At 67.4% G+C, this 20411-nt stretch carries 21 protein-coding genes and 1 pseudogene; 13 read left to right on the top strand and 9 right to left on the bottom strand.

What is annotated here, in order from left to right; genetic code table 11:
• Positions 1-97: 97 nt before the first annotated feature.
• From GTH33_RS01995 to queE, 5 genes are all read left to right on the top strand, one after another.
• Positions 98-1294 carry an aspartate aminotransferase family protein gene (locus GTH33_RS01995; protein WP_163956865.1) on the top strand — a complete coding sequence of 399 codons (1197 nt, stop codon included), beginning with the start codon at positions 98-100 and terminating at the stop codon, positions 1292-1294.
• Between the two features lie 150 nt (positions 1295-1444).
• The gene (gene argF, locus GTH33_RS01990) at positions 1445-2362 is read left to right on the top strand and encodes an ornithine carbamoyltransferase (RefSeq protein WP_163956864.1); all 918 of its coding nucleotides are present in this window, start codon (positions 1445-1447) and stop codon (positions 2360-2362) included.
• 114 nt (positions 2363-2476) lie between these two features.
• Entirely contained in the window at positions 2477-3385 is a 909-nt protein-coding gene (gene hslO, locus GTH33_RS01985) for an Hsp33 family molecular chaperone HslO (protein ID WP_163956863.1), read from the top strand.
• Positions 3386-3614: 229 nt separating this feature from the next.
• On the top strand, positions 3615-4313 hold the full coding sequence (gene queC / locus GTH33_RS01980; RefSeq protein WP_163956862.1) for a 7-cyano-7-deazaguanine synthase QueC: 699 nt from the start codon (positions 3615-3617) through the stop codon (positions 4311-4313).
• Between the two features lie 7 nt (positions 4314-4320).
• Positions 4321-4953, top strand: coding sequence for a 7-carboxy-7-deazaguanine synthase (queE, locus tag GTH33_RS01975; protein WP_163956861.1), 633 nt, complete (start codon positions 4321-4323; stop codon positions 4951-4953).
• 49 nt (positions 4954-5002) lie between these two features.
• On the opposite strand, the gene GTH33_RS01970 is transcribed toward queE, so the two are convergent.
• The 3 genes from GTH33_RS01970 to lipB form a co-directional block, all read right to left on the bottom strand.
• The gene (locus GTH33_RS01970; protein ID WP_163956860.1) at positions 5003-5755 is read right to left on the bottom strand and encodes a hypothetical protein; all 753 of its coding nucleotides are present in this window, start codon (positions 5753-5755) and stop codon (positions 5003-5005) included.
• A 185-nt stretch (positions 5756-5940) separates the two neighbouring features.
• The gene (locus tag GTH33_RS01965) at positions 5941-6204 is read right to left on the bottom strand and encodes a hypothetical protein (protein ID WP_163956859.1); all 264 of its coding nucleotides are present in this window, start codon (positions 6202-6204) and stop codon (positions 5941-5943) included.
• 90 nt (positions 6205-6294) lie between these two features.
• Positions 6295-7011, bottom strand: coding sequence for a lipoyl(octanoyl) transferase LipB (lipB, locus tag GTH33_RS01960; RefSeq protein WP_163956858.1), 717 nt, complete (start codon positions 7009-7011; stop codon positions 6295-6297).
• A gap of 171 nt (positions 7012-7182) precedes the next feature.
• Here lipB and GTH33_RS01955 point away from each other — a divergent pair, with 171 nt between their 5' ends.
• Together GTH33_RS01955 and GTH33_RS01950 are read left to right on the top strand one after the other, a co-directional pair.
• Entirely contained in the window at positions 7183-8037 is an 855-nt protein-coding gene (locus GTH33_RS01955; protein ID WP_243848158.1) for a DUF7847 domain-containing protein, read from the top strand.
• Entirely contained in the window at positions 8034-8783 is a 750-nt protein-coding gene (locus tag GTH33_RS01950) for a hypothetical protein (RefSeq protein ID WP_163956857.1), read from the top strand. The genes GTH33_RS01955 and GTH33_RS01950 overlap by 4 nt, the downstream gene beginning before the upstream one ends.
• Here GTH33_RS01950 and GTH33_RS01945 read toward each other — a convergent pair.
• Together GTH33_RS01945 and hemF are read right to left on the bottom strand one after the other, a co-directional pair.
• Positions 8780-9378, bottom strand: a pseudogene (locus GTH33_RS01945) (GNAT family N-acetyltransferase). The gene GTH33_RS01950 and the pseudogene GTH33_RS01945 sit on opposite strands and share 4 nt — an antisense overlap.
• A gap of 7 nt (positions 9379-9385) precedes the next feature.
• Positions 9386-10243, bottom strand: a complete 858-nt coding sequence (gene hemF, locus GTH33_RS01940; protein ID WP_163956856.1) for an oxygen-dependent coproporphyrinogen oxidase — start codon at positions 10241-10243, stop codon at positions 9386-9388.
• Positions 10244-10420: 177 nt separating this feature from the next.
• On the opposite strand from hemF, the gene GTH33_RS01935 reads away from it, so the two are divergent.
• Entirely contained in the window at positions 10421-11071 is a 651-nt protein-coding gene (locus tag GTH33_RS01935) for an AcvB/VirJ family lysyl-phosphatidylglycerol hydrolase (RefSeq protein WP_249054950.1), read from the top strand.
• A 185-nt stretch (positions 11072-11256) separates the two neighbouring features.
• Here the strand turns inward: GTH33_RS01935 and GTH33_RS01930 are convergent, their stop codons facing one another.
• Complete coding sequence (locus tag GTH33_RS01930; protein WP_163956854.1) at positions 11257-11715, bottom strand: tRNA (cytidine(34)-2'-O)-methyltransferase; 459 nt, start codon at positions 11713-11715, stop codon at positions 11257-11259.
• Between the two features lie 194 nt (positions 11716-11909).
• Between GTH33_RS01930 and petA the strand changes: the two genes are divergently transcribed.
• The 5 genes from petA to GTH33_RS01905 all read left to right on the top strand — a co-directional run bounded on the left by petA (position 11910) and on the right by GTH33_RS01905 (position 16317).
• Positions 11910-12476 carry a ubiquinol-cytochrome c reductase iron-sulfur subunit gene (petA, locus tag GTH33_RS01925; protein WP_163959531.1) on the top strand — a complete coding sequence of 189 codons (567 nt, stop codon included), beginning with the start codon at positions 11910-11912 and terminating at the stop codon, positions 12474-12476.
• Between the two features lie 16 nt (positions 12477-12492).
• Entirely contained in the window at positions 12493-13803 is a 1311-nt protein-coding gene (locus tag GTH33_RS01920) for a cytochrome b (protein WP_163956853.1), read from the top strand.
• 25 nt (positions 13804-13828) lie between these two features.
• The gene (locus tag GTH33_RS01915) at positions 13829-14671 is read left to right on the top strand and encodes a cytochrome c1 (protein WP_163956852.1); all 843 of its coding nucleotides are present in this window, start codon (positions 13829-13831) and stop codon (positions 14669-14671) included.
• 299 nt (positions 14672-14970) lie between these two features.
• The gene (locus GTH33_RS01910; protein ID WP_163956851.1) at positions 14971-15501 is read left to right on the top strand and encodes an adenine phosphoribosyltransferase; all 531 of its coding nucleotides are present in this window, start codon (positions 14971-14973) and stop codon (positions 15499-15501) included.
• A gap of 96 nt (positions 15502-15597) precedes the next feature.
• Positions 15598-16317: a hypothetical protein gene (locus tag GTH33_RS01905; protein ID WP_163956850.1), complete on the top strand. Its 720-nt coding sequence runs from the start codon at positions 15598-15600 to the stop codon at positions 16315-16317.
• A gap of 314 nt (positions 16318-16631) precedes the next feature.
• Here the strand turns inward: GTH33_RS01905 and GTH33_RS01900 are convergent, their stop codons facing one another.
• The 3 genes from GTH33_RS01900 to ychF all read right to left on the bottom strand — a co-directional run bounded on the left by GTH33_RS01900 (position 16632) and on the right by ychF (position 20178).
• The gene (locus GTH33_RS01900) at positions 16632-17078 is read right to left on the bottom strand and encodes a MaoC family dehydratase (RefSeq protein WP_163956849.1); all 447 of its coding nucleotides are present in this window, start codon (positions 17076-17078) and stop codon (positions 16632-16634) included.
• A gap of 10 nt (positions 17079-17088) precedes the next feature.
• On the bottom strand, positions 17089-18402 hold the full coding sequence (locus GTH33_RS01895) for an alkaline phosphatase family protein (RefSeq protein ID WP_163956848.1): 1314 nt from the start codon (positions 18400-18402) through the stop codon (positions 17089-17091).
• A 675-nt stretch (positions 18403-19077) separates the two neighbouring features.
• Positions 19078-20178, bottom strand: a complete 1101-nt coding sequence (gene ychF / locus GTH33_RS01890) for a redox-regulated ATPase YchF (RefSeq protein WP_163956847.1) — start codon at positions 20176-20178, stop codon at positions 19078-19080.
• Positions 20179-20411: the final 233 nt, after the last annotated feature.

Genomic DNA, 20411 nt, shown 5'->3' with positions numbered 1-20411 from the left:
GCTGCCGTGGTTGACCCATCCCGGGCATTGCCGGTACATGCGATCGCGGGCGGTCCGACGGGCCGCCCTTTCTCGTTTGGAGAAGAGGAGACCTCTCGTGACCATTACGCCGCTCATGCCCGTCTATCCACGGTGCGGGGTGCGTCCGGTCCGAGGTGAGGGGTGTTACCTCATTTCTGAAGACGGCACGCGCTACCTCGACATGGCCGCTGGAATCGCGGTCAACGCGCTGGGCCACGGCCATCCGCATCTGACCAGGGCGATCGCCGAACAGGCTGCGACGCTGATGCACGTCAGCAACCTGTACGGCAGCCCGCAGGGCGAGGCGCTGGCGGAGCGCATCGTCGCCAACAGCTTTGCCGACACCGTGTTCTTCACCAATTCGGGCGCCGAGGCGGTGGAATGCGCGATCAAGACCGCCCGCCGGTTCCACTTCGCGGACGGCAATCCGCAGCGGCACAAGATCATCACCTTCAACAACGCCTTTCACGGGCGGACGATGGGGGCGATCTCGGCGACCAACCAGCCCAAGATGCGCGATGGTTTCGAACCGCTGCTGCCCGGCTTCGCCTATGCGCCGTTCAACGATCTCGACGCCGCGCTGGCGCTGATCGACGACGAGACCGCGGGCTTCATGGTCGAGACGATCCAGGGCGAGGGCGGTGTCTCGGTCGGCACGCCGGAGTTCATCACCGGCCTGCGCAAGGCGTGCGACGCGCACGGCCTGCTTCTGATCCTCGATGAGGTGCAGTGCGGCTATGGGCGCACCGGCAAGATGTGGGCGTATGAGCATTATGGCATCGAACCCGACATCATGTCGGTCGCCAAGGGCATCGGCGGCGGCTTCCCGCTCGGCGCGTGCCTTGCCACCGAACATGCGGCCAAGGGCATGGTGATCGGGACGCACGGATCGACCTATGGCGGCAATCCGCTGGCGATGGCGGCGGGGCAGGCGGTGCTCGACGTGATGCTCGCGGATGGGTTCCTCGCCAATGTCGAGGCGATGGGCGAGCGACTGCGCGGTGCGCTCGAGCAGATGATCCCCAACCACGACCACGTCTTCGAGGGGGTCCGCGGCAAGGGGCTGATGCTGGGCCTGAAGCTGAAGGCCGGGGTCGAGCCGCGCGAATTCGTCGCGCACGCCCGCGACAATCACCAGCTGCTGCTGGTCGCTGCGGGCGAGAACGTCGTCCGCATGCTGCCGCCGCTGGTGATCGAGGACACGCATGTCGCCGAATGCGTCGACAGGCTGAGCGCGGCGGCGCGGGTGTTCGTGCCGGCGAGCGACGACTGACCAAGGCTCCCTCTCCCGTCGGGAGAGGGAAGGGGCCCGCGCCGAAGGCGTGGGAAGGGTGAGGGTGACGCCAAGGCGACATCGCCCTCACCCTTCCGCCCTTCGGGGTCCCTCCCTCTCCCGGAGGGAGAGAGATTGAAGGAAGAGACCATGCGCCATTTCCTGAACCTGTCCGATGCCGGCGCCGATGGCGTCGCCGCGATGCTGGCCGATGCGATCGACCGCAAGGCGGCGCGTGCCGGTTTCCCCAGGGGGCGCGCCGATGCGGATGCGCCGCTTGCCGGCCATGTGCTGGCGATGATCTTCGAAAAGAATTCAACCCGCACCCGCGTCAGCTTCGACATGGCGATCCGCCAGCTCGGCGGCACGTCGATCGTCATGGATGCGGGATCGATGCAGCTGGGCCGCGGCGAGAGCATCGCCGACACCGCGCGCGTGTTGTCCGGCTACGTCGATGCGATCATGATCCGCACCGACGACCATGCCAAGGTCGAGGATATGGCGCGATACGCCGGCGTGCCGGTCATCAACGGTCTAACCGACTTCTCGCATCCCTGCCAGATCATGGCCGACCTCCAGACCATCCTCGAGGACGGCAAGGCGCTGCCCGGCCTGAAGGTCGCCTGGCTGGGCGATGGCAACAACGTGCTCGCATCGCTGATGGAGGCGGCCGGGCTGATGCAGTTCGACGTCATCGCCGCCTGTCCGCAGGGGTTCGCGCCGCCGGAGACGGACATCGCGCTGGGGCAGGGCCGGGCGCGCGTCGTCGCATCCCCGCAGGAAGCGGTCGAGGGGGCCGATGTGATCGTCACCGACACATGGATTTCGATGGGACAGGCGCATGCCGACACCAAGCTGGCGGCGATGATGCCCTATCAGGTCGATGCGGCGCTGATGGCGCGCGCCAAGCCCGACGCACGCTTCCTCCACTGCCTGCCCGCGCATCGTGGCGAAGAGGTGGTGGATGCGGTGATCGATGGTCCGCAATCGCTGATCTGGGCCGAGGCGGAGAACCGGTTGCATGCGCAAAAGGCGGTGCTGCGCTGGGTATTCGGGCAGATCGGATAACCCCTGCCTCCATTCCGTCGTCCCGGGGTTCGCCGGGATGACGGACATGGCGAGGTTCTGGGCCACGCCCCGCCAAACTTGACCCCCACCCGCCCGCATCCCATCTCCCACCCCATGCAACAGCCAATTGACCTTGATCGCGCGCTCGGGTTCGCGATCCCTTCCCGCTCGGCGCGTGGCCGGGTGGTACGCCTCGGCCCCGCCCTCGACGCGGTGCTCGCCGCCCATGCCTATCCACCGGCGATCGAGGCGCTGCTGGCGGAGGCGCTGACGCTCGCGGCGCTGATCGGGTCGACGCTGAAGGACCCGACGGGCCAGCTGACGATGCAGACGCGGACCGACAATGGCGTGATCCAGCTGCTCGTCTGCGATTATCGCGGGGGCGAGGTGCGCGGCTATATCGACTACGATGCCGACAAGCTTGCCGCGGCGCCGGAACAGCCGACGCTGTTCGCGTTGTTCGGCCAGGGCTATCTCGCGATCACGTTCGACCTGGCGACCACCGGCGAACGCTATCAGGGCATCGTGCCGCTCGACGGAGAGACGCTGTCGGAAGCGGCGCAGAGCTATTTCATCCAGTCAGAGCAGATCCCCAGTCTCGTCCGTGTCGGGATCGCGCGCGGCGACGACGGGCGGACGATCGCCGGCGGCCTGTTCCTCCAGCATCTGCCCGAGGGCGAGGTGGGGCGCGAACGCCTGCACACCCGGCTCGACCACCCCGAATGGGAGCATGTCGAGGCGCTGGGGCGGACGACGGGCGTGGACGAACTGGCCGATGCCGCATTGCCGCTGGAAACACTGGTGTGGCGGCTGTTCAACGAGGAGCAGGACGTACGCGTGCTCGCCTCGACCTCGCTGTCGCGCGGGTGTCGCTGTACCGGCGATTACATCGCCAGCGTGCTGTCCAAATTCTCGATCGAGGAACGGCGCGAAATGGCGGACGACGATGGCCTCATCCAGGTCGATTGCGCGTTCTGCGCGACCAAGTTCCCGGTGCCGGCGGAGGCCGATCCGGTCGCCTGACGGCGCCGCGACGGGGGTGATCCGCCCGGTTCGTCGCGCCGCCGCCGGGCTGGCCACCAACCGGTCTTAGGGGGATGTTAACCCATGCGCACTAGACAGGGTGCGTGATCATTTTCGAATGCCTCACGCTTTTCTCCCTTAAAGAGCGGGTACGCTCTTCCCCTTCAAAGGGCCGCCTCATCCGCGGCCCTTTTCTTTTGGGCATCATGGGTCTAGCGCCGCGCGGATCATGACTAACGCACCTTTGGCCGTCGTGCTCGTCTCGGGCGGGCTCGATTCGATGATCTCCGCCGCCAGCGCGCGAGAGGCTGGCTATCGCCTGCTCGCCCTGTCGGTCGACTATAACCAGCGGCACCGTGTCGAGCTGGCGGCGGCGCGCCGCGTCGCCGTGGCGCTCGGCGCCGAGCGCCATATCGTCCTGCCGCTCGACCTGTCGGCATTCGGTGGTTCGGCGCTGACCGATGATATCGACGTGCCGAAGGATGGCGTCGGGACGGAAGACGGTGGCGGTATTCCGGTCACCTACGTTCCCGCGCGCAACACCATCTTCCTCAGCCTGGCGCTCGGCTGGGCAGAGGCGGCGGGCGCGCGCGACCTGTTCATCGGCGTCAACGCGCTCGATTATTCGGGTTATCCCGATTGCAGGCCGGAATTCATCAGCGCCTTCGAAAGCCTCGCGGAGATCGCCACCAAGGCCGGCGTCGAGGGTGCTCCGTTCAAGATCCACGCGCCGCTCCAGCATATGACAAAGGCGGATATCGTGCGCGAGGGGACGCGGCTGGGCCTGGACATGGGGATCAGCTGGTCGTGCTACGATCCGGCGCCGGGCAGCGTCCATTGCGGCAGCTGCGACAGCTGCCGCCTGCGATCCAAGGGGTTCCAGGAAGCCGGCATTCCCGATCCCACGGTCTACGCCGTCCAGCCGTGACGCCGCGATGAGCTATGCGGTCAAGGAGATGTTCCTCACCCTGCAGGGCGAGGGGGTCAACGCCGGACGGCGGGCGGTATTCGTCCGCTTCGCCGGCTGCAACCTGTGGAGCGGGCGCGAGCAGGATCGCAGAACGGCGATCTGCCAATTCTGCGACACCGATTTCGTCGGCACCGATGGCCTGGGCGGTGGCAAGTTCGGCGAGGCCGCGGCGCTGGTCGCGGCGGTCGAGAATTTCTGGGGCGATGGCGTAGCCGAGCGCTTCGTCGTGCTCACCGGGGGCGAACCGATGCTCCAGATCGACGATGCTCTGGTCGATGCGTTGCACGCCGCCGGGTTCCGCATCGCGGTGGAGACCAACGGCACCCTAGCCGCGCATCCGGGCATCGACTGGATCTGCGTCAGTCCCAAGGCGAACAGCGTCGTGGTGCAACGGAGCGGTGACGAGCTGAAGCTGGTCTGGCCCCAGCCGGGAACGGATATCGACGAGGTGGAACGCTGGGACTTCGCGCATCGGCTGTTGCAGCCGATGGACGACGCCCGCGGGGCCGCCAACGTCGAAGCGGCGATCGCCGTGGTGATGGAGCGTCCGCACTGGCGCCTGTCGCTGCAGACGCACAAATACCTGGGGCTGCGCTAGCGCCCGGCGATGCGCCTCCCCACGGCGATCGTGGGAAGGCGCAGTTCGATCAGCGCAGGGCCGTTTCCGTGCCCGGCGTCTTCGCGGTCGTCGCCACCGACGTCACGGGCGACGTCACGGTCGCGGCGGGCGGCCATGCGAATACGCCGCACTTCTTGACGACCCATTCGCCCTTCTTGTCCCAGCAGATCGGGTCGAAGCGCGGCTTGGACGCATAATCGCGGCCCAGATAGCGTTGGAAATGCTGTTCGCCATATGGGGTCAGGCTGTTGCGCAGCTCGCGGATGCGCGCCATCGCCAGATCGCCGAAGGTGCCGCGCGGCACGAACGTGGCGTCGCGGCCGATCTCGCTCGCGGTCTGGCAGAAGCCGAACTGCGCGGCGACGGTGGCATAGCCCGAATAGGTGCGCGTGCCGAACTGGTCGAGCGCCGCCTGGCCGGCCTTCGCCGTCTTGCCGGTGCGGAGGAAATATTTGGTCAGCGTGTCGAACGACCCCTTCAGTTCGGCCTCGTGATCCTTCAGCACCGCATTGTAGTTGTTGACGGTCAGCAGCGTCGGTTCGAACTGGCATTGCAGCGCCGCGACGTTGAGCGCGGCGCGCATGCTCCACGCCATCGCCGCGCGCAATTCCGCGTCGGTCGCGCCGGGCAGGGGCTGGCCCAGGCCATCCTCATGCCCCTTCACCGCCTCGCCACGGAAATCGTGCGATCGCAGGAAGAATTGTGCCGAGGCGGGCGTCGCCACCGCCGTCAGGCCGATCGCCGCGCCGCCAAGCGCCAGCGCGGTACGCAACAGGTTCATGTTCCAACTTCCTCCCTAACGGGCATTTATCGGGGGATTCTAGATGGTTTTGGGGTTGGACCCAATCCCCGATTAAGCATGTTCGAATAAAAAGCGACGAAACGTGCCAAATCGTTGGAACCAAAAGAAAAGGCCGCCCGGTTGCCCGGACGGCCGTTTCACCACCGTAATAACCCGAAGGGCTATTACATCGCGTTGGTGGTCATCGTGTCGTTCGACATCATGGTGTCATTCGACATCATCGTGTCGTTCGCCATCATGCCACCGTTCATGCTGCCGTCGACGGCAGTCATGTTGTCGCTCATGGTGCCCATGTCGTCGGTGGTGTTCATGTCGGTGACCATGGTGTTGTCGGTCGTCGTCTCGGTCTTCGGACCACAAGCCGACACGGCGAGGGCAGCGCCGGCGATCAGCGAGCCGGTCAGGACCTTGGAGATGAGTGCACGCATTGGAAGCTCCCTAGATATAGGATTTGGACGGCTTGCTGGCCCTTTTAATACCCAAATCGCAGTGGACATTAATCGCATAACGTCCTGCCCTCAAGCCTCGTTTTCCAATCCACGCTTTTCGGCAGTGCAGGAGAGCGACGACAAGAACGCCGGAGCGGTGAACGCCAGGGCCGCGTCAAAGGTTGCAAGGGCGGGATCATGGCCCAGGGCGGCAAGGCTGGTGACCGGATATTCGGGCAGGCCGCACGGCACGATGCCGTTGAAATGGCTAAGGTCTGGGTCGATGTTGACCGCCAGGCCATGCAGCGTGATCCAGCGCCGGACGCGCACGCCGATCGCTCCGATCTTCGCCTCCGGCCCACCATCGCGGGTCCAGATGCCGACGCGTCCTTCGGCGCGAAAGGCCGACACGCCATATTCGCCGAGCGCCGCGATCACCCAGCCTTCGACGGCATGGACGAAGCAGCGCACGTCGCGGCCACGGGCGTTGAGGTCGAGCACCATGTAGACGATGCGCTGGCCCGGCCCATGATAGGTGTGCTTGCCGCCACGCCCCGTCGCTACGACCGGAAAGCGCGGATCGATCAGGTCGGCGTCCGACGCGCTCGTGCCCGCGGTGTAGATCGGCGGATGCTCCAGCAGCCAGATGAGCTCGCGTGCCTCGCCCGCCAGCACCGCCGCTGCGCGCGCCTCCATCGTCGCCAGCGCTTCGTCATAGGGTGTCAGGCCCGGCGACACGCGCCATTCGATGCCGTCCACGTCCTCGTGCACGTGGCCCGCCACGTCCGTCGCATTCCCTGCCGTCATCGCTGCCATGTGAGCGAGCGGGGGCGGCGTTGCAAGGCGGGGAGGGGGCAAGGCCGGGGGGCAGGGCGGCAGAACAGGCGCGGTGCGCGATCCGCCGCGCATGGATGGCCAAGCCGCGGCGCTTGGGCTAACCGGACGCGCTTGCGGCAAACGGGGGGCCAGATGGTCAGGATGGGCGATGTGTGGGACCGCACCATGGAGGTGCTGAACGGGCGTGGCGGGATGCTGGCCGGCATCGCCGTGCTGGCGCTGTTCGTACCGGCGGCGATCTCCGCCGCGATCACGGCCTATGCCATCCCCGTTCCGCCGGCGGCCCCGGCGCCCGGCATCGCCGCCCTCGGCGCGCTGGTGACGATTGCGGTGCTCGTCGCCGCCTTGTGGGGGCAGCTGTGCATCATCGCCGCGTCCAGCGATTCGGCCGTGGGGACGGTCGAGGCGCGGCGGCTGGCGAACCGCCGCCTGGTGCCCGCGATCCTGCTCGCGCTCGGGCTGGCCGCGATCATGGTCGTCGCCATGCTGCCCGTCGTCGTGCTGCTGACGCTGGCCGGTGTCGATGTCGTCGCGATGATGCAGGGCGTCAGACAGACGGCGGTGGCGCCGGGCATGACGCTGCTCGTTTCCGCCTATACTCTTGCCGCGTGCGTCGTCCTGCTGTTCGCCGGCGCGCGCATGCTGCCGCTTTACGCCGTGGTGCTGCACGAACGGCGCGGGCTGGGCGCGATCGCCCGCAGCTGGCGGCTGACCCGCCGCCACACCTGGCGACTGGTCGGCGTGACCTTGCTGTTCTTCATCGTGCTGGGAATCGCCACCAGTGCGGCGCAGTCGGTCGGCGGCCTGATCGTCCGCATCATCCTGGGCGCGGATGCGCGCGCGACCGTCGGCTTTGTCGCGGCACTGATCGGCCAGGCGATGTCGACCGCGTTGACGCTGGTCGCCATCGTCTTCTCCGCGCAATTGTACGTCGCGCTCGTCGGGCGCGAGGCGCGGCTCGCCGAGCGCGCAGGTGCCGACCGGATTGCAGCGTGAGGGTCACGCTCGCCGCGCTGCTGGCCGATGCCTGGGCGTTGTTCCGCCGCGATGCGGACCTGCTGCTGCGCGTCGCCGGCCTGTTCTTCTTCGTGCCTACCTATGCGCTGCTGCTGCTCGTCGGGCCGCTGCCGATGCCCGATGCCGACATCGCGGATACGCAGGCGCGGGCGCAGAAATGGATGACCGCGCTGGACGGCTGGGTCGGCGATTACGGCCTCGGCTCGGTTGCGGCCTATGCCATCACCTATTTCGGGCTGGCGGTCCTGTTCTGCCTGTTCCTGGATGCGGAGCGGCCGACCGTGGCGGCGGCGGTGCAACGCGCCGGGCGGCGCTTTCCCCGCTTCATCCTGGCGATGGTCGTCGTATCGATCCCCGCGGGGGCGGGCATGTACATCCTGCTGCTGCCCGGCCTGTGGCTGATGAGCCGGTTCATGCTGGCCGGGCCGCTGCTGTTCGCGCAGCCGCGGATGGGGGCGATGCAGGCGGTCCGTCGGTCGTGGCGGATGACGCGGCCGGCGCAACTGTCGCTGCTCGGCGCGATCGTCACCGTCTATCTCGCCGCGATCCTGACCGGCCAGCCGTTCATGCTCCTGTCGCGCTGGCTGGGCGGCGAGGGCGGCGGCAACCCGGTCGGCGTCGCCATCGTCGAAGCGCTGGCGGCGGGGGTCGCGATGCTCACCCAGCTCGCCGGTGCGCTGATCGCCGTGGCCGCCTATCGCCGGCTGTCCCGCGCCGCGGGCTAGGCGCCGGTATCGGGCCCGAGGTAGGGGATGTGCGCGCCCATATCGGGCGCCAGCAACCCGAGCGCGCGGGGGTCGGGAAAGGTCTCGATCGTCCGCCGCACCGCGATGAATCCCTGCGCCCGGTAGAAGTTCAGCGCGGACGGATGATCCAGCGTGCAGGTGTGCACCCCCAGTCGCGCGATGCCGGGCAGCCACGCCCGTGCCATCGCCTCCGCCATCAGCCAGCGGCCATGGCCCTTGCCGGCCAGTTCCGGCACCAGCCCGAAATAGGCGAGCTCGCACATACCGGCGTGGCGGAAGTCGAGCTCCAGCAGCCCGATCTCGATGCCAGTTGGGTCGATCGCGGCGAACACCTGGACCTGCGGATCATGGATGATCGCGGTCAGCGCGGCATCGTCCATCGCCAGCCGCGAATACCACAGCCACGGCCCGCCGACGCGCCGGAACAGGGTGCGATATGTCTCCGGCCGGGGCCGATCCCACCGCACCAGCCGCAACGGCGAGGGGGCAGGGGGCGCAGCGGCGGACGCCGCGTCATCTCCAGCGTGGTGACCACCGTGGCAAGGTCGCCCGGATCGACCGGGGTCAGCGCCATGGCGTCGTCACTCCCACGTGGCGAGCGGCGGCAGGCTCATCAGGATCGCATCGATGTTGCCGCCCGTCTTCAGCCCGAACAGCGTGCCGCGATCGTAGACGAGGTTGAATTCGGCATAGCGGCCGCGCCAGTTGCGCTGCGCCGCCACGTCCGCCGCATCGAAGGCATCGTTCATCCGCCGCCGCACGATTCGCGGATAGACGTCCAGGAACGCTTCGCCGACCGCCCGGGTGAAGGCGAGGTTGGCGGCGAAATCGCCCTCCAGATGGTCGTAGAAGATGCCGCCGACACCGCGATGGACCTTGCGGTGGGGGATATAGAAATACTCGTCCGCCCACGCCTTGAAGCGGGGGTAATGCGCCGGATCGTGGGCGTCGCAGGCCGCCTGCAGCGTGGCGTGGAAATCGGCGGTGTCGCCGGCCACCGGCAGGGGCGGGTTGAGGTCGGCGCCGCCGCCGAACCACCGTTTGGTCGTCACCAGGAAGCGGGTGTTCATGTGCACGGCGGGAACGTGCGGATTAACCATGTGCGCGACCAGGCTGATGCCGGTGGCGAAGAACCGCGGGTCCTCGCCCGCGCCGTGGATGGTCTTGCCGAAATCGCCGTCAAGATGCCCGCCGACGGTCGAGACGTTGACGCCGACCTTCTCGAACACCTTGCCCTTCATCACGCCGCGGACGCCCCCTCCGCCATCATTGGCGCCGCCCGGCTCGCCCGACGGGTCGGTGCGATCCCAAGCGATATAGTCGAACGCCGCGTCCGATCCCGCCTCGCGCTCGATCGCCTCGAATTCGGCACAGATCCGATCGCGCAGATGTTCGAACCAGCTACGGGCGGCGGTCTGTTCGGCGTCGAGGGTCAGCATCGCCGCGCTTTAGCCAATTGCGCCGCCCGAAGTCGAGCATGACGCTGGCCTCGCACCCGCATCGCTGGCAAGTCGCGGTGGATGAGCCGTCTTTCGCGCCGATCCCCATTTCGTCGATCCCCGTTTCGCCGATCGCTTTTCCGTGGCCTGCGCGTCGCGGCGGTCAGTTCCGCCTTCGTGTGCACCTTCGTCGCCGCCGCCGGCTATTTCGACAGGGACCCCGTCCACGTCTATCCGGCGGTGCCACCGGCGGCGGATATCGCGGTCGTCAACGTTTCCGGCGACATGGGGCTGCGCTTCCTGCTCGGCGCGTCGACCTCGCGCGGGTTGACCGCGCATCACCTGCCGGTGGTCGGCATCGCCTCGCCCGTCGTCTTCCGGCGGCGGCGGACCCGGGCGGAGGTGGACGCCTTCATGGCCGATGTCGTCCGCACCGCCCTGGCCCGCACAGGCCGATCGCGGATCGTGGTGATGGGGCAATCCTATGGCGCGGACATCGTGCAGACGGGGCTGGCGAACCTGCCCGCCGATCTGCGCCGCCACGTGGCGGCGATCGTGCTGGTCCTGCCGGGCGATTCGGTGTTCTTCCGCGCCGACCCGACCGGCTGGTCGTATCACGGCACGCCGGACAACGTTGCGGCCACCACCGCCAATACGCTGACCTGGGCACCGCTTACCTGCATCTATGGCGTCGAGGAGGACGACAGCCTGTGTCCGCTGCTGCACGTGCCGGGTGCGCACATCATCGGCATGCCGGGCGGGCATAACATCCGCCACGACGAAACCGGGCTTCTGAACCATGTGCTCGCCGCGATCCGGGCGGTTTGAGATTGGTGGTCGCGCGAAGGCGCGCAGACGCGAAGAAACAAGGGGTTCACTCGGAGGCACGGAGGCGCGGAGGGGTTTCGTTCCGGGCAACGACATCCGCGGACACCGCCGATCTGCTCGTGCACAAGGTTCGAAAGACTTCGCCGCCCACGCCTTCTCCGCGCCTCCGCGCCTCCAAGTCAAAATCAGGGCCAGCCGCCCGTCTGACGCAACGCCTCCGCCGCGACGATCCCCGCCGACACCGACAGGTTCATCGATCGCAGCCCCGCCGCCATCGGGATCACCACGCGCGCGTCGGCGCGCGCATGCACCGAGTCGGGCACACCCGCGCTCTCGCGTCCGAACAGCAGCACGTCGTCCGGGCGAAAGGCGAACTCGTGCAACGGCGTCGCCCCTCGCGTGGTCAGCAGCACCAGCCGGCCCTGCGCCTGCTTCGCAAAGGCGTCCCAGTCGACGTGGCGGGTCAGTGCGACGTGGTCGATATAGTCCATCGCCGCCCGCGCGACGCGCTTGTCGTCCCACTGGAAGCCCATCGGCTCGATCAGGTCGAGGGCGATCCCCAGGCAGGCGCAGGTGCGCATCACGGCGCCGACATTGCCGGCGATATCGGGTTGGTACAGCGCGATGCGCAGGGCGGTCGTCATGCCGTCGTTCCTAACGCTCGCCGCGGTCGCGGTAAAATGCTGTTGGCAAAGCGCGGGCGTGCCGTCTATCAGGCCAGCAGCCCGCCGTGGGGATGGTAGGGCTCGGTGGGCGCTGAAATCCCGACTCCTCACGGCGGTGAGGCGTTCCTCCGCGATAATAAAGGTTAGGGCAGAGACGAATGGCGACTGACAGCATGGTTCCTCCCGGTGAATCGCCGGAGCCGTTCCACGAGGAAGTCCACGACCCCCGCCGCCGCGATTTCATCAATATCGCCGCCGTGTCCTTTGCCGGTGTCGGCGTGCTGGCGATCGTGCTGCCGCTCATCAACCAGATGAACCCCTCGGCCGACGTGCTCGCGCAGTCGACGACCGAGATCGACCTTTCCAAGATCCAGCCGGGACAGGCGATCAAGTCGCAGTTCCGCAAGCAGCCGCTGTTCGTGCGCAACCTGACGCCCGCGGAAATCGCCGAGGCGAACAAGGTTGACGTCGGCAGCCTGCGCGATCCCCAGACCCTCGCCGAGCGGACCAAGCCCGGCAAGGAAAACTGGCTCATCACGCTCGGCGTCTGCACCCATCTCGGCTGCGTGCCGCTCGGCGCGGGCGAGGGCGAGAACAAGGGGCCGTTCGGCGGGTATTTCTGCCCGTGCCACGGGTCGGCCTACGATACCGCGGCGCGCATCCGCCAGGGACCGGCGCCCAAGAACCTCGTCGTTCCCGATTATGCGTTCAATTCCGACACCGTCGTCACGGTCGGCTAAGGGAGAGTAGAAGACCATGAGCTTTCCCTGGGCCAAGCATTATGAGCCGAAGCAGCCGCTGATGCGGTGGCTGGACGAGAAGCTGCCGCTGCCGCGCCTCGTCTACAACGCCGTCGGCGCGGGCTATCCCGTGCCGCGCAACCTCAACTATTTCTGGAACTTCGGCGTCCTCGCCGGCGCCGCACTGGCGATCCAGATCGTCACCGGCATCGTGCTGGCGATGCATTTCGCCGCGAATTCGGGCGTCGCCTTCGGCTCGGTCGAAAGCATCATGCGCGACGTCAATGCGGGCTGGTTCCTGCGCTACGCGCACGCCAACGGCGCCTCGATGTTCCTCGCCGTCGTCTACATCCATATCGGCCGCGGCCTCTATTACGGGTCGTACAAGGCCCCGCGCGAGATGGTGTGGCTGCTCGGCGTCGTCATCTTCCTGCTGATGATGGCGACCGCGTTCATGGGCTATGTGCTGCCATGGGGGCAAATGAGCTTCTGGGGCGCGCAGGTCATCACCGGCTTCTTCTCGGCGATCCCGCTGGTCGGCGACACCGTCCGCGTCTGGTTGCTCGGCGGTTTCGCGCCGGACAATGCGACGCTCAATCGCTTCTTCTCGCTGCACTATCTGCTGCCGTTCGTGATCGCCGGCGTCATCATCCTGCACATCTGGGCGCTGCACATTCCGGGTTCGAACAACCCGACCGGGGTCGAGGTGAAGGGCGAACAGGACACGGTGCCGTTCCATCCCTATTACACCGCCAAGGACGGCGTCGGCGTCGGCGTGTTCATGCTGATCTTCGCGCTGCTGATCTTCTTCAGCCCGAACCTGCTCGGCCACCCGGACAATTATATCGAGGCGAACCCGCTCTCGACGCCCGCGCACATCGTGCCGGAATGGTATTTCCTGCCGTTCTACGCGATCCTCAAGAGCTTCACCGCCAACTTCATCCTGCCGGCCAAGCTGTGGGGCGTGCTGGCGATGTTCGGCTCGATCCTGCTGCTGTTCTTCCTGCCGTGGCTGGACACGTCGCCGGTGCGTTCGGCGAACTACCGTCCGAAGTATCGCATCTTCCTGGGCGTGCTGTTGCTCGACGTCGTCGTGCTCGCCTATGTCGGCGGGGCGGAAGCCAACGCGCGCAACGTCATCCTGGGGCAGATCGCCTCGGCCTATTATTTCGCGCACTTCCTGATCATCCTGCCGTGGGTCGCCCGCTCGGAGCGGCCGCGCCCGCTGCCGAATTCGATCACGGAAGCGGTGCTCGCGAAGCAGGGCGGCACCAGCCCGACGCAGTCGGCGGCGCAGCTGCTGACGACGCCCGCGGCGCACGCCTGAACCGACTGGGGGACAACAGACCATCATGCCTCGCATCATCGCATCCCTCATCGGCGCGGCGTTCGTCTTCGTGCTCGCGATCGCGCTCTTCGGCACTGCCAAGACCGCGATCGAGGAGCCGGCGGCGGAAAGCGCCGAGCACGTCTTCCACCTGCATCCCGAGGATATCGGGCTGGCGTCGAACGGCTTCTTCGGAAAGTATGACAACCAGCAGCTGCAGCGCGGCTTTCAGGTGTACAAGGAGGTCTGCTCGGCCTGCCACAGCCTGAAGTACGTGGCGTTCCGCGATCTCGCCAAGATCGGCTATACCGAACCCGAGGTGAAGGCGATCGCCAACCAGTGGGTGATCGAACAGCCGAGCATCAACCCGGAGACGGGTGAGGCCGCGACGCGCAAGAACGTCGCGTCCGACCACTTCCCGTCGCCGTTCGCCAACGAGGTCGCCGCCCGCGCCGCCAACAACAACGCGCTGCCGCCCGACCTGTCGCTGATGGCCAAGGCGCGCCACGACGGTTCCAACTACATCCACGCGCTGCTGACCGGCTATCGCGCGCAGCCTGCGGCGTTGCTGAAGGAATTCCCCGGCGCCAAGACGCCCACGGGCCTGCACTACAACCCCTATTTCGCGAACCTCAACATCGCGATGCCGCCGCCGCTGACCTCGACGGGGCAGGTGACCTATTCGGATGGGACCAAGGCGACCGTCGACCAGATGGCGCGCGACGTGTCGGCGTTCCTGACCTGGACCGCGGAACCCAACCTCAACACCCGCCATGCGGCCGGTCTTGCGGTGGCGATCTTCCTGCTGGTCTTCTGCTTCCTGGCATGGGGCGCCTATCAGAACGTCTGGCGCGACGTGAAGCATTGATCGACTGACGGCGACGGATCGATCGTCGGAAGCGGCGGCTGGGGGAAGCTCCGGCCGTCGTTTTTTTGTCCTCTCTACACCCGTCCCGTCATCCTGACGGACGTCCGGACTTATGATCGGGTGGAGGCATGATTGCGCGATCCGCTCGCCGTGCACGTCTGCGGTTTCCGGCGTCCACAGGATCGGCGGGCAATCGGCGTGGCGGGGTTGCGGGCGAAAGGTGGCGGGCTGATCGCCGGGCGCCGACACCTCGACCACGATGGTTGACCTCCTGCCGCCACCACCGCACAGCACCGGCCATGAACGACGACCTCAAGGCGCTGATCCGCACGATCCCGGACTTTCCAAAGCCCGGCATCCAGTTTCGCGACATCACCACGCTGCTGCTCGATCCCGCCGGTTATGCGACGACGATCGACCGGATGGTGCGCGCCACCATCGGCAAGGTCGATCTGGTCGCCGGGATCGAGGCGCGCGGATTCCTGTTCGCCGCCGCGCTGGCGGTGCCGCTGAACGCCGGGGTGCTGCTGATCCGCAAGGACGGCAAGTTGCCCGGTGCGACCATCGCCGAGGATTACGCGCTCGAATACGGGCAGGATCGCATCGCCATGCACGAGGATGCGCTGGTCCCCGGCCAGCGCGTCCTGCTGGTCGACGACCTGATCGCCACCGGCGGCACCGCCCGCGCCGCCATCCGCCTGCTTCGCAAGGCCGGCGCGACGGTCGACCAGGTGCAGTTCGTCGTCGACCTGCCCGATCTCGGCGGCGCGGATGCGCTGCGTGCGGGCGGCGTGCGCGTCGATTCGCTGATCCGCTTCGCTGGTCATTAACCGTTCAGCCGGAACCTGCGATGATCCGCCCTCGTTATACGACGATCGGCGCGTATTTGCCTCATGCTCGCGCCCCTCGATGACGGGAGAGCATCCATGTTCCTCAAGCGTATCGCCCTGTTGGGTGTCATTCTCGGTGCCGGGCTAGGCACCGCCGCCTGTACCGACGGCTACGGTTACAGCGGCGTCGCGGTCGGTTACGGCAACGGCGGCTATTATGGCGATGGATACGGCTATGCCGATCCCTATTACGGCGGCGGCTACGGCTATGGCGCCGGATCGAGCTACTTCGGCTGGTACGGCGATTATTATTATCCCGGCACCGGCATCTACGTCTACGATCAGTATCGCCGGCCCTATCGCTGGAACGACGGCCAGCGTCGCTATTGGGAAGGACGCCGCAACGGCTGGCGCGGTGATCGCAACTTCCGCAACGACTGGAACGGCTTCAACCGCGATCGCGGCCAATGGCAGGGCAACCGCGGCGACGGCCAGTGGCGCGGCGATGGCCGGCCCGGCTATCGCGGCGACCGCAACCGCGGCGACCGGACCCCGGGATATAATGGCGACGGCAACCGCGGCGATCGGACGCCCGGCTATCGCGGCGATGGCAACAGGGGTGATCGCGGTAATTGGCGCGGCAATCGACAGGGCTTCTCCGGCCAGCCCGGCGGTTCGCCGCCGACGGTGACACCACAGGCAAACCCCGGCGGCGGTCAGCGCAGCTGGGGCGGTAACCGGAGCTGGGGTGGCAATCGTGGCTGGGGCGGCAATCGCGGTGGCGCCCAGCGCGGTGGCGAGGGCGGTCGCCGCTGATTCCCGGATGGGTCGCGCTCATCCGCAAGCTGCGTGGCGAAGGCCGGCGTGACAGGTGCCGGCTTCATGCGGTGGCACGGAGGCGCTGGGAAGTAAGGGGGTTCACGCGGTGGCACGGAGGCGCGGAGGCTTTCGTTCGGAGTTACGGTTCCGGCGAGCACCGTCAATTTCACATCCCTCATGGGGTTCGAATGGCTGCGCCGCAAACGGTCCTCCGCGCCTCCGCGCCTCCGCGTGAACCCGCTTCTACCTGCTCCCTGCACCTTCGAATGAACCGGCGCGGCCGATAATTTACAGGTGCAGTCGATTCGAGCCTATTGCTCGCGCGTCGCGACGAGCCCGTTCGACACGAACGTCATCACCATCACGTCGTGCTGGTTGAACACCGCCATCCGGCTCTTGAAGATCCCCATCTCGGGCCGGCTGGCGGACCGCCGCTTTTCCAGCACCTCGCTCTCGCAGCGTAGCCGGTCGCCGGGATAGACCGGCGTCAGCCAGCGCAGCTCGTCGATTCCCGGCGATCCGAGCCCGGCCTGCGCATTCGCCTTGAGATGCGCCACCAGCATCGCCATCGTCATCGCGCAGGTATGCCAGCCGCTCGCCGACAGCCGGCCGAAATGCGTCTGCGCGGCGGCCTCGTCGGACAGGTGGAACGGCTGCGGATCGTATTTCTCGGCAAAGGCGACCACTTCGTCCCGGGTCACCGCATAGTCGCCAAAGCTGGCCTTCGAGCCGACCTCGATATCCTCGAAATACTGCACGCCCGCTCTCCTATCGTTTCAGCACCTGCCTAAACGGTGCATCGTCGCCGTCCAGCCCCGGCGCGGCGGGCAGGCCGATCAGGTCGCGCAGCAGCGGGTTGATGTCGGTATTGTCGAAGCTGACGATCCGCTTGCCGCCGACGAACGCCGGGCCGTTGGCGATGAACAGCGCTGCCATGTCGGGTGCGCGATTGTCGTAACCGTGCGCGCCGCCGTGAAAGGCATCGGTCGCCGCGCTCTTCAGGATCAGCCAGCCGGGTTCGGCCAGGCAGACGTACGGCGGAATGCGCGGGTTGGTGCCGTAGCGGAAGCGCGCCGGCACCGCGCCCTTGCGCCAGCAGGTCATGTGTGCGTGTGGTTTGAACAGCGCGGCTTCCAGCGCCGCTTCGTGGCCGGTGACCGGGAACAGCGTCGCATAGGGGCCGAATTCGAACGGCCGATAGTCCGCCGCATTCGCCACCTGGTCGAGTGCGATGGTCCGGGCGCTGTCGGTCGCCGCCATGCCGTGATCGGCGACGATCACCAGATTGGCGGGCTGGTCGAGGTCGCGCAGCCCCTGCACCAGCCGGCCGATCTGTACGTCGACGTCCGCCACCGCCTGCGTCGTCGCGGGTGCCTGCGGCCCGTTGGCGTGGCCGGCGCTGTCGACCGTATCGAAATACAGCGTCACGAATCGCGGGCGCATCGCCGCCGGGCGGCGCATCCAGTCGATCACCGCATCGACGCGTTGTGCACCGGTCACCGCCTGGTTGAACTGCTGCCAGTCCTCGGGCCGGGTCGCGTTGGCGATCGCGCCATGGCTGTTGGGGATGATCGTCCCGCCCCAGCCGACGTTGGCGCCCGGCCAGAACATCGTCGCGGTCCGCACCCCCGCCTTTTCCGCGGTCACCCAGATCGGCTCGGCGGCGTTCCACCAGAAGGGGTCGTCGCTCGCCATGGTAAAGGTTTCGCCGGGGCGGGCCGGGTCTTCCATCTTGTTGCCGACGACGCCGTGGTGATCCGGGACCTTGCCGGTCACCAGCGTCCAGTGATTGGGGAAGGTGACGGAGGGGAAGGACGGCCGCATCGATGCGGAAACCCCGCCCGCCGCCAGCGCGTTGAGGTTCGGCGTCACGCCCCGTTGCAAATAAGCGGGCCGGAAGCCGTCGATCGAGACGAGGATCGTGACCGGGGCGCCGTTGGTGCGCGGCATCGGGGCGGGGGGCAGCGTTGCACCCGCATTCTGCGGGGCCGGCTGCGTTACCGGTGACAGCGCCGGCGGCGTGTAGGGCAGCGCGCAGGCACCGAGCGATGCGGCAAGAACGGCGAGGGGAATCAGTCTCACGAGGCGATCGTCCCGGACGTGGAAGGCGATATCGCCTTACGCGGGACAGGGGTGCTGCCACAAGCCGGCGGCGGGATGCGACCAGACGTTACCGCAAACCTCGTCACCCCGGACCCGTTCCGGGGTCTACTCCGCGGCGAGGCGAGGGGGGTGGTGGCTCCGGCGGTTCCCTTGCGGCACGATGGACCCCGGAACGAGTCCGGGGCGACGGGGCCATGGTGACTGGGGTGGCGTTCACGCCATCCGGCCGCCTTATCCGGAACCGGGCTCTCACAGGCCGGCGGCGGGATGTGACCAGACGTTACCGCAAACCTCGTCACCCCGGACCCGTTCCGGGGTCTACTCCGCGGCGAGGCGAGGGGGCGGTGCCTCCAGCATTTCCTCGCGGCAGGGTGGACCCCGGAACGGGTCCGGGGTGACGGGGCCATGGTGACTGGGGTGGCGTTCACGCCATCCGGCGCCTTATCCGGAACCGGGCTCACACAGGCCGGCGGCGGGATGCAACCAGACGTTACCGCAAACCCCGTCACCCCGGACCCGTTCCGGGGTCTACTCCGCGGCGAGGCGAGGGGTTGATGCCTCCGGCGATTTCCTCGCGGCAGGGTGGACCCCGGAACGAATCCGGGGTGACGGACCTATAGTAGCCAGGTGGCGTTCGCGCCGTCCGGCCGCGTGTCACACGTTGAAGCGGAACAGCATCACGTCGCCGTCGTGGACGACATAGTCCTTGCCCTCGGCGCGCAGCTTGCCCGTTTCGCGTGCGCCGGCCTCGCCCTTGCACGCGATGTAATCGTCATAGGCGATCGTCTCGGCACGGATGAAGCCGCGTTCGAAATCGGTGTGGATCTCGCCCGCCGCATTCGGGGCCCTGGCGCCGGCGTGGACGGTCCAGGCGCGCGCCTCCTTCGGGCCTACGGTAAAGAACGTCAGCAGGTGGAGCAGCTTGTATCCGGCGGTGATGACCCGGGCGAGGCCGGTTTCCTCAAGCCCCAGTTCGGCCAGGAACTCGCCGCGATCCTCGGGCGCCATCGTCGCGATCTCCGCCTCGATCGCGGCGGAGACGACGACCGCCTCGGCACCCTCCGCCTTCGCCTTTTCGAACACCCTGGCGGACAGCGCATTGCCGTTCGCGGCATCGCCCTCGTCGACGTTGCAGACGTACAGCACCGGCTTGGCGGTGATGAGCTGCGCCGCGGCGAAAACGCGCGCCTCCTCGGCATCCTTGGGGACCGTCAGCCGCGCCGGCTTGCCCTCGCGCAGTAATTCCAGCGCCTGGCCGAGCACGGCCGCGCCGATCTTGGCCTCCTTGTCGCCCTGCTGGCCCTTCTTGACGAGGTTCGGCACGCGCTTTTCGAGGCTTTCCAGGTCGGACAGCATCAGCTCGGTTTCCACCGTCTCGGCATCGGCGATCGGGTCGACCTTGCCCTCGACGTGGGTGACGTCGCCATCGGTGAAGCAGCGCAGCACGTGGACGATCGCATCGACCTCGCGGATGTTGCCGAGGAACTGGTTGCCCAGGCCCTCGCCCTTCGATGCGCCACGGACCAGTCCGGCGATGTCGACGAAGGCGAGCTGCGTCTCGATGATCTTGGCCGATCCGGCGATCGCGGCCAGCGCGTACAGGCGCGGATCGGGGACCGCGACGTTGCCGACGTTCGGCTCGATCGTGCAGAACGGGTAATTGGCCGCCTGCGCCGCCGCCGTCTCGGTCAGGGCGTTGAAGAGGGTGGACTTGCCGACGTTGGGCAGGCCCACGATGCCGCAGCGGAAACCCATGGGATACTCGCGTCTGAATGGGGAAAGCGCGCGCCTTACCGCCTGCGCCGCCGCTTGACCAGCCGCGGCCGGCACGGCTTCGGTTCGCCGGCCGAATGCGTCGTCCCGGCGTGATACGGCCGGGCCGGACATTTACTACCTGTACGTGGGATGAATGGATGCTAGGGTCGTGTCCGGCTCAGGGGAGGGCCGTGGCACATCGTGCCGCTATGGGCTTTGGAGAGAGCGCATGC

Source organism: Sphingomonas insulae, assembly GCF_010450875.1.
GTDB classification, from domain to species: Bacteria; Pseudomonadota; Alphaproteobacteria; order Sphingomonadales; family Sphingomonadaceae; genus Sphingomonas; species Sphingomonas insulae.
The sequence above is the reverse complement of the archived record's forward strand: the minus strand, read 5'-3'. Positions and strand labels throughout refer to the sequence as shown.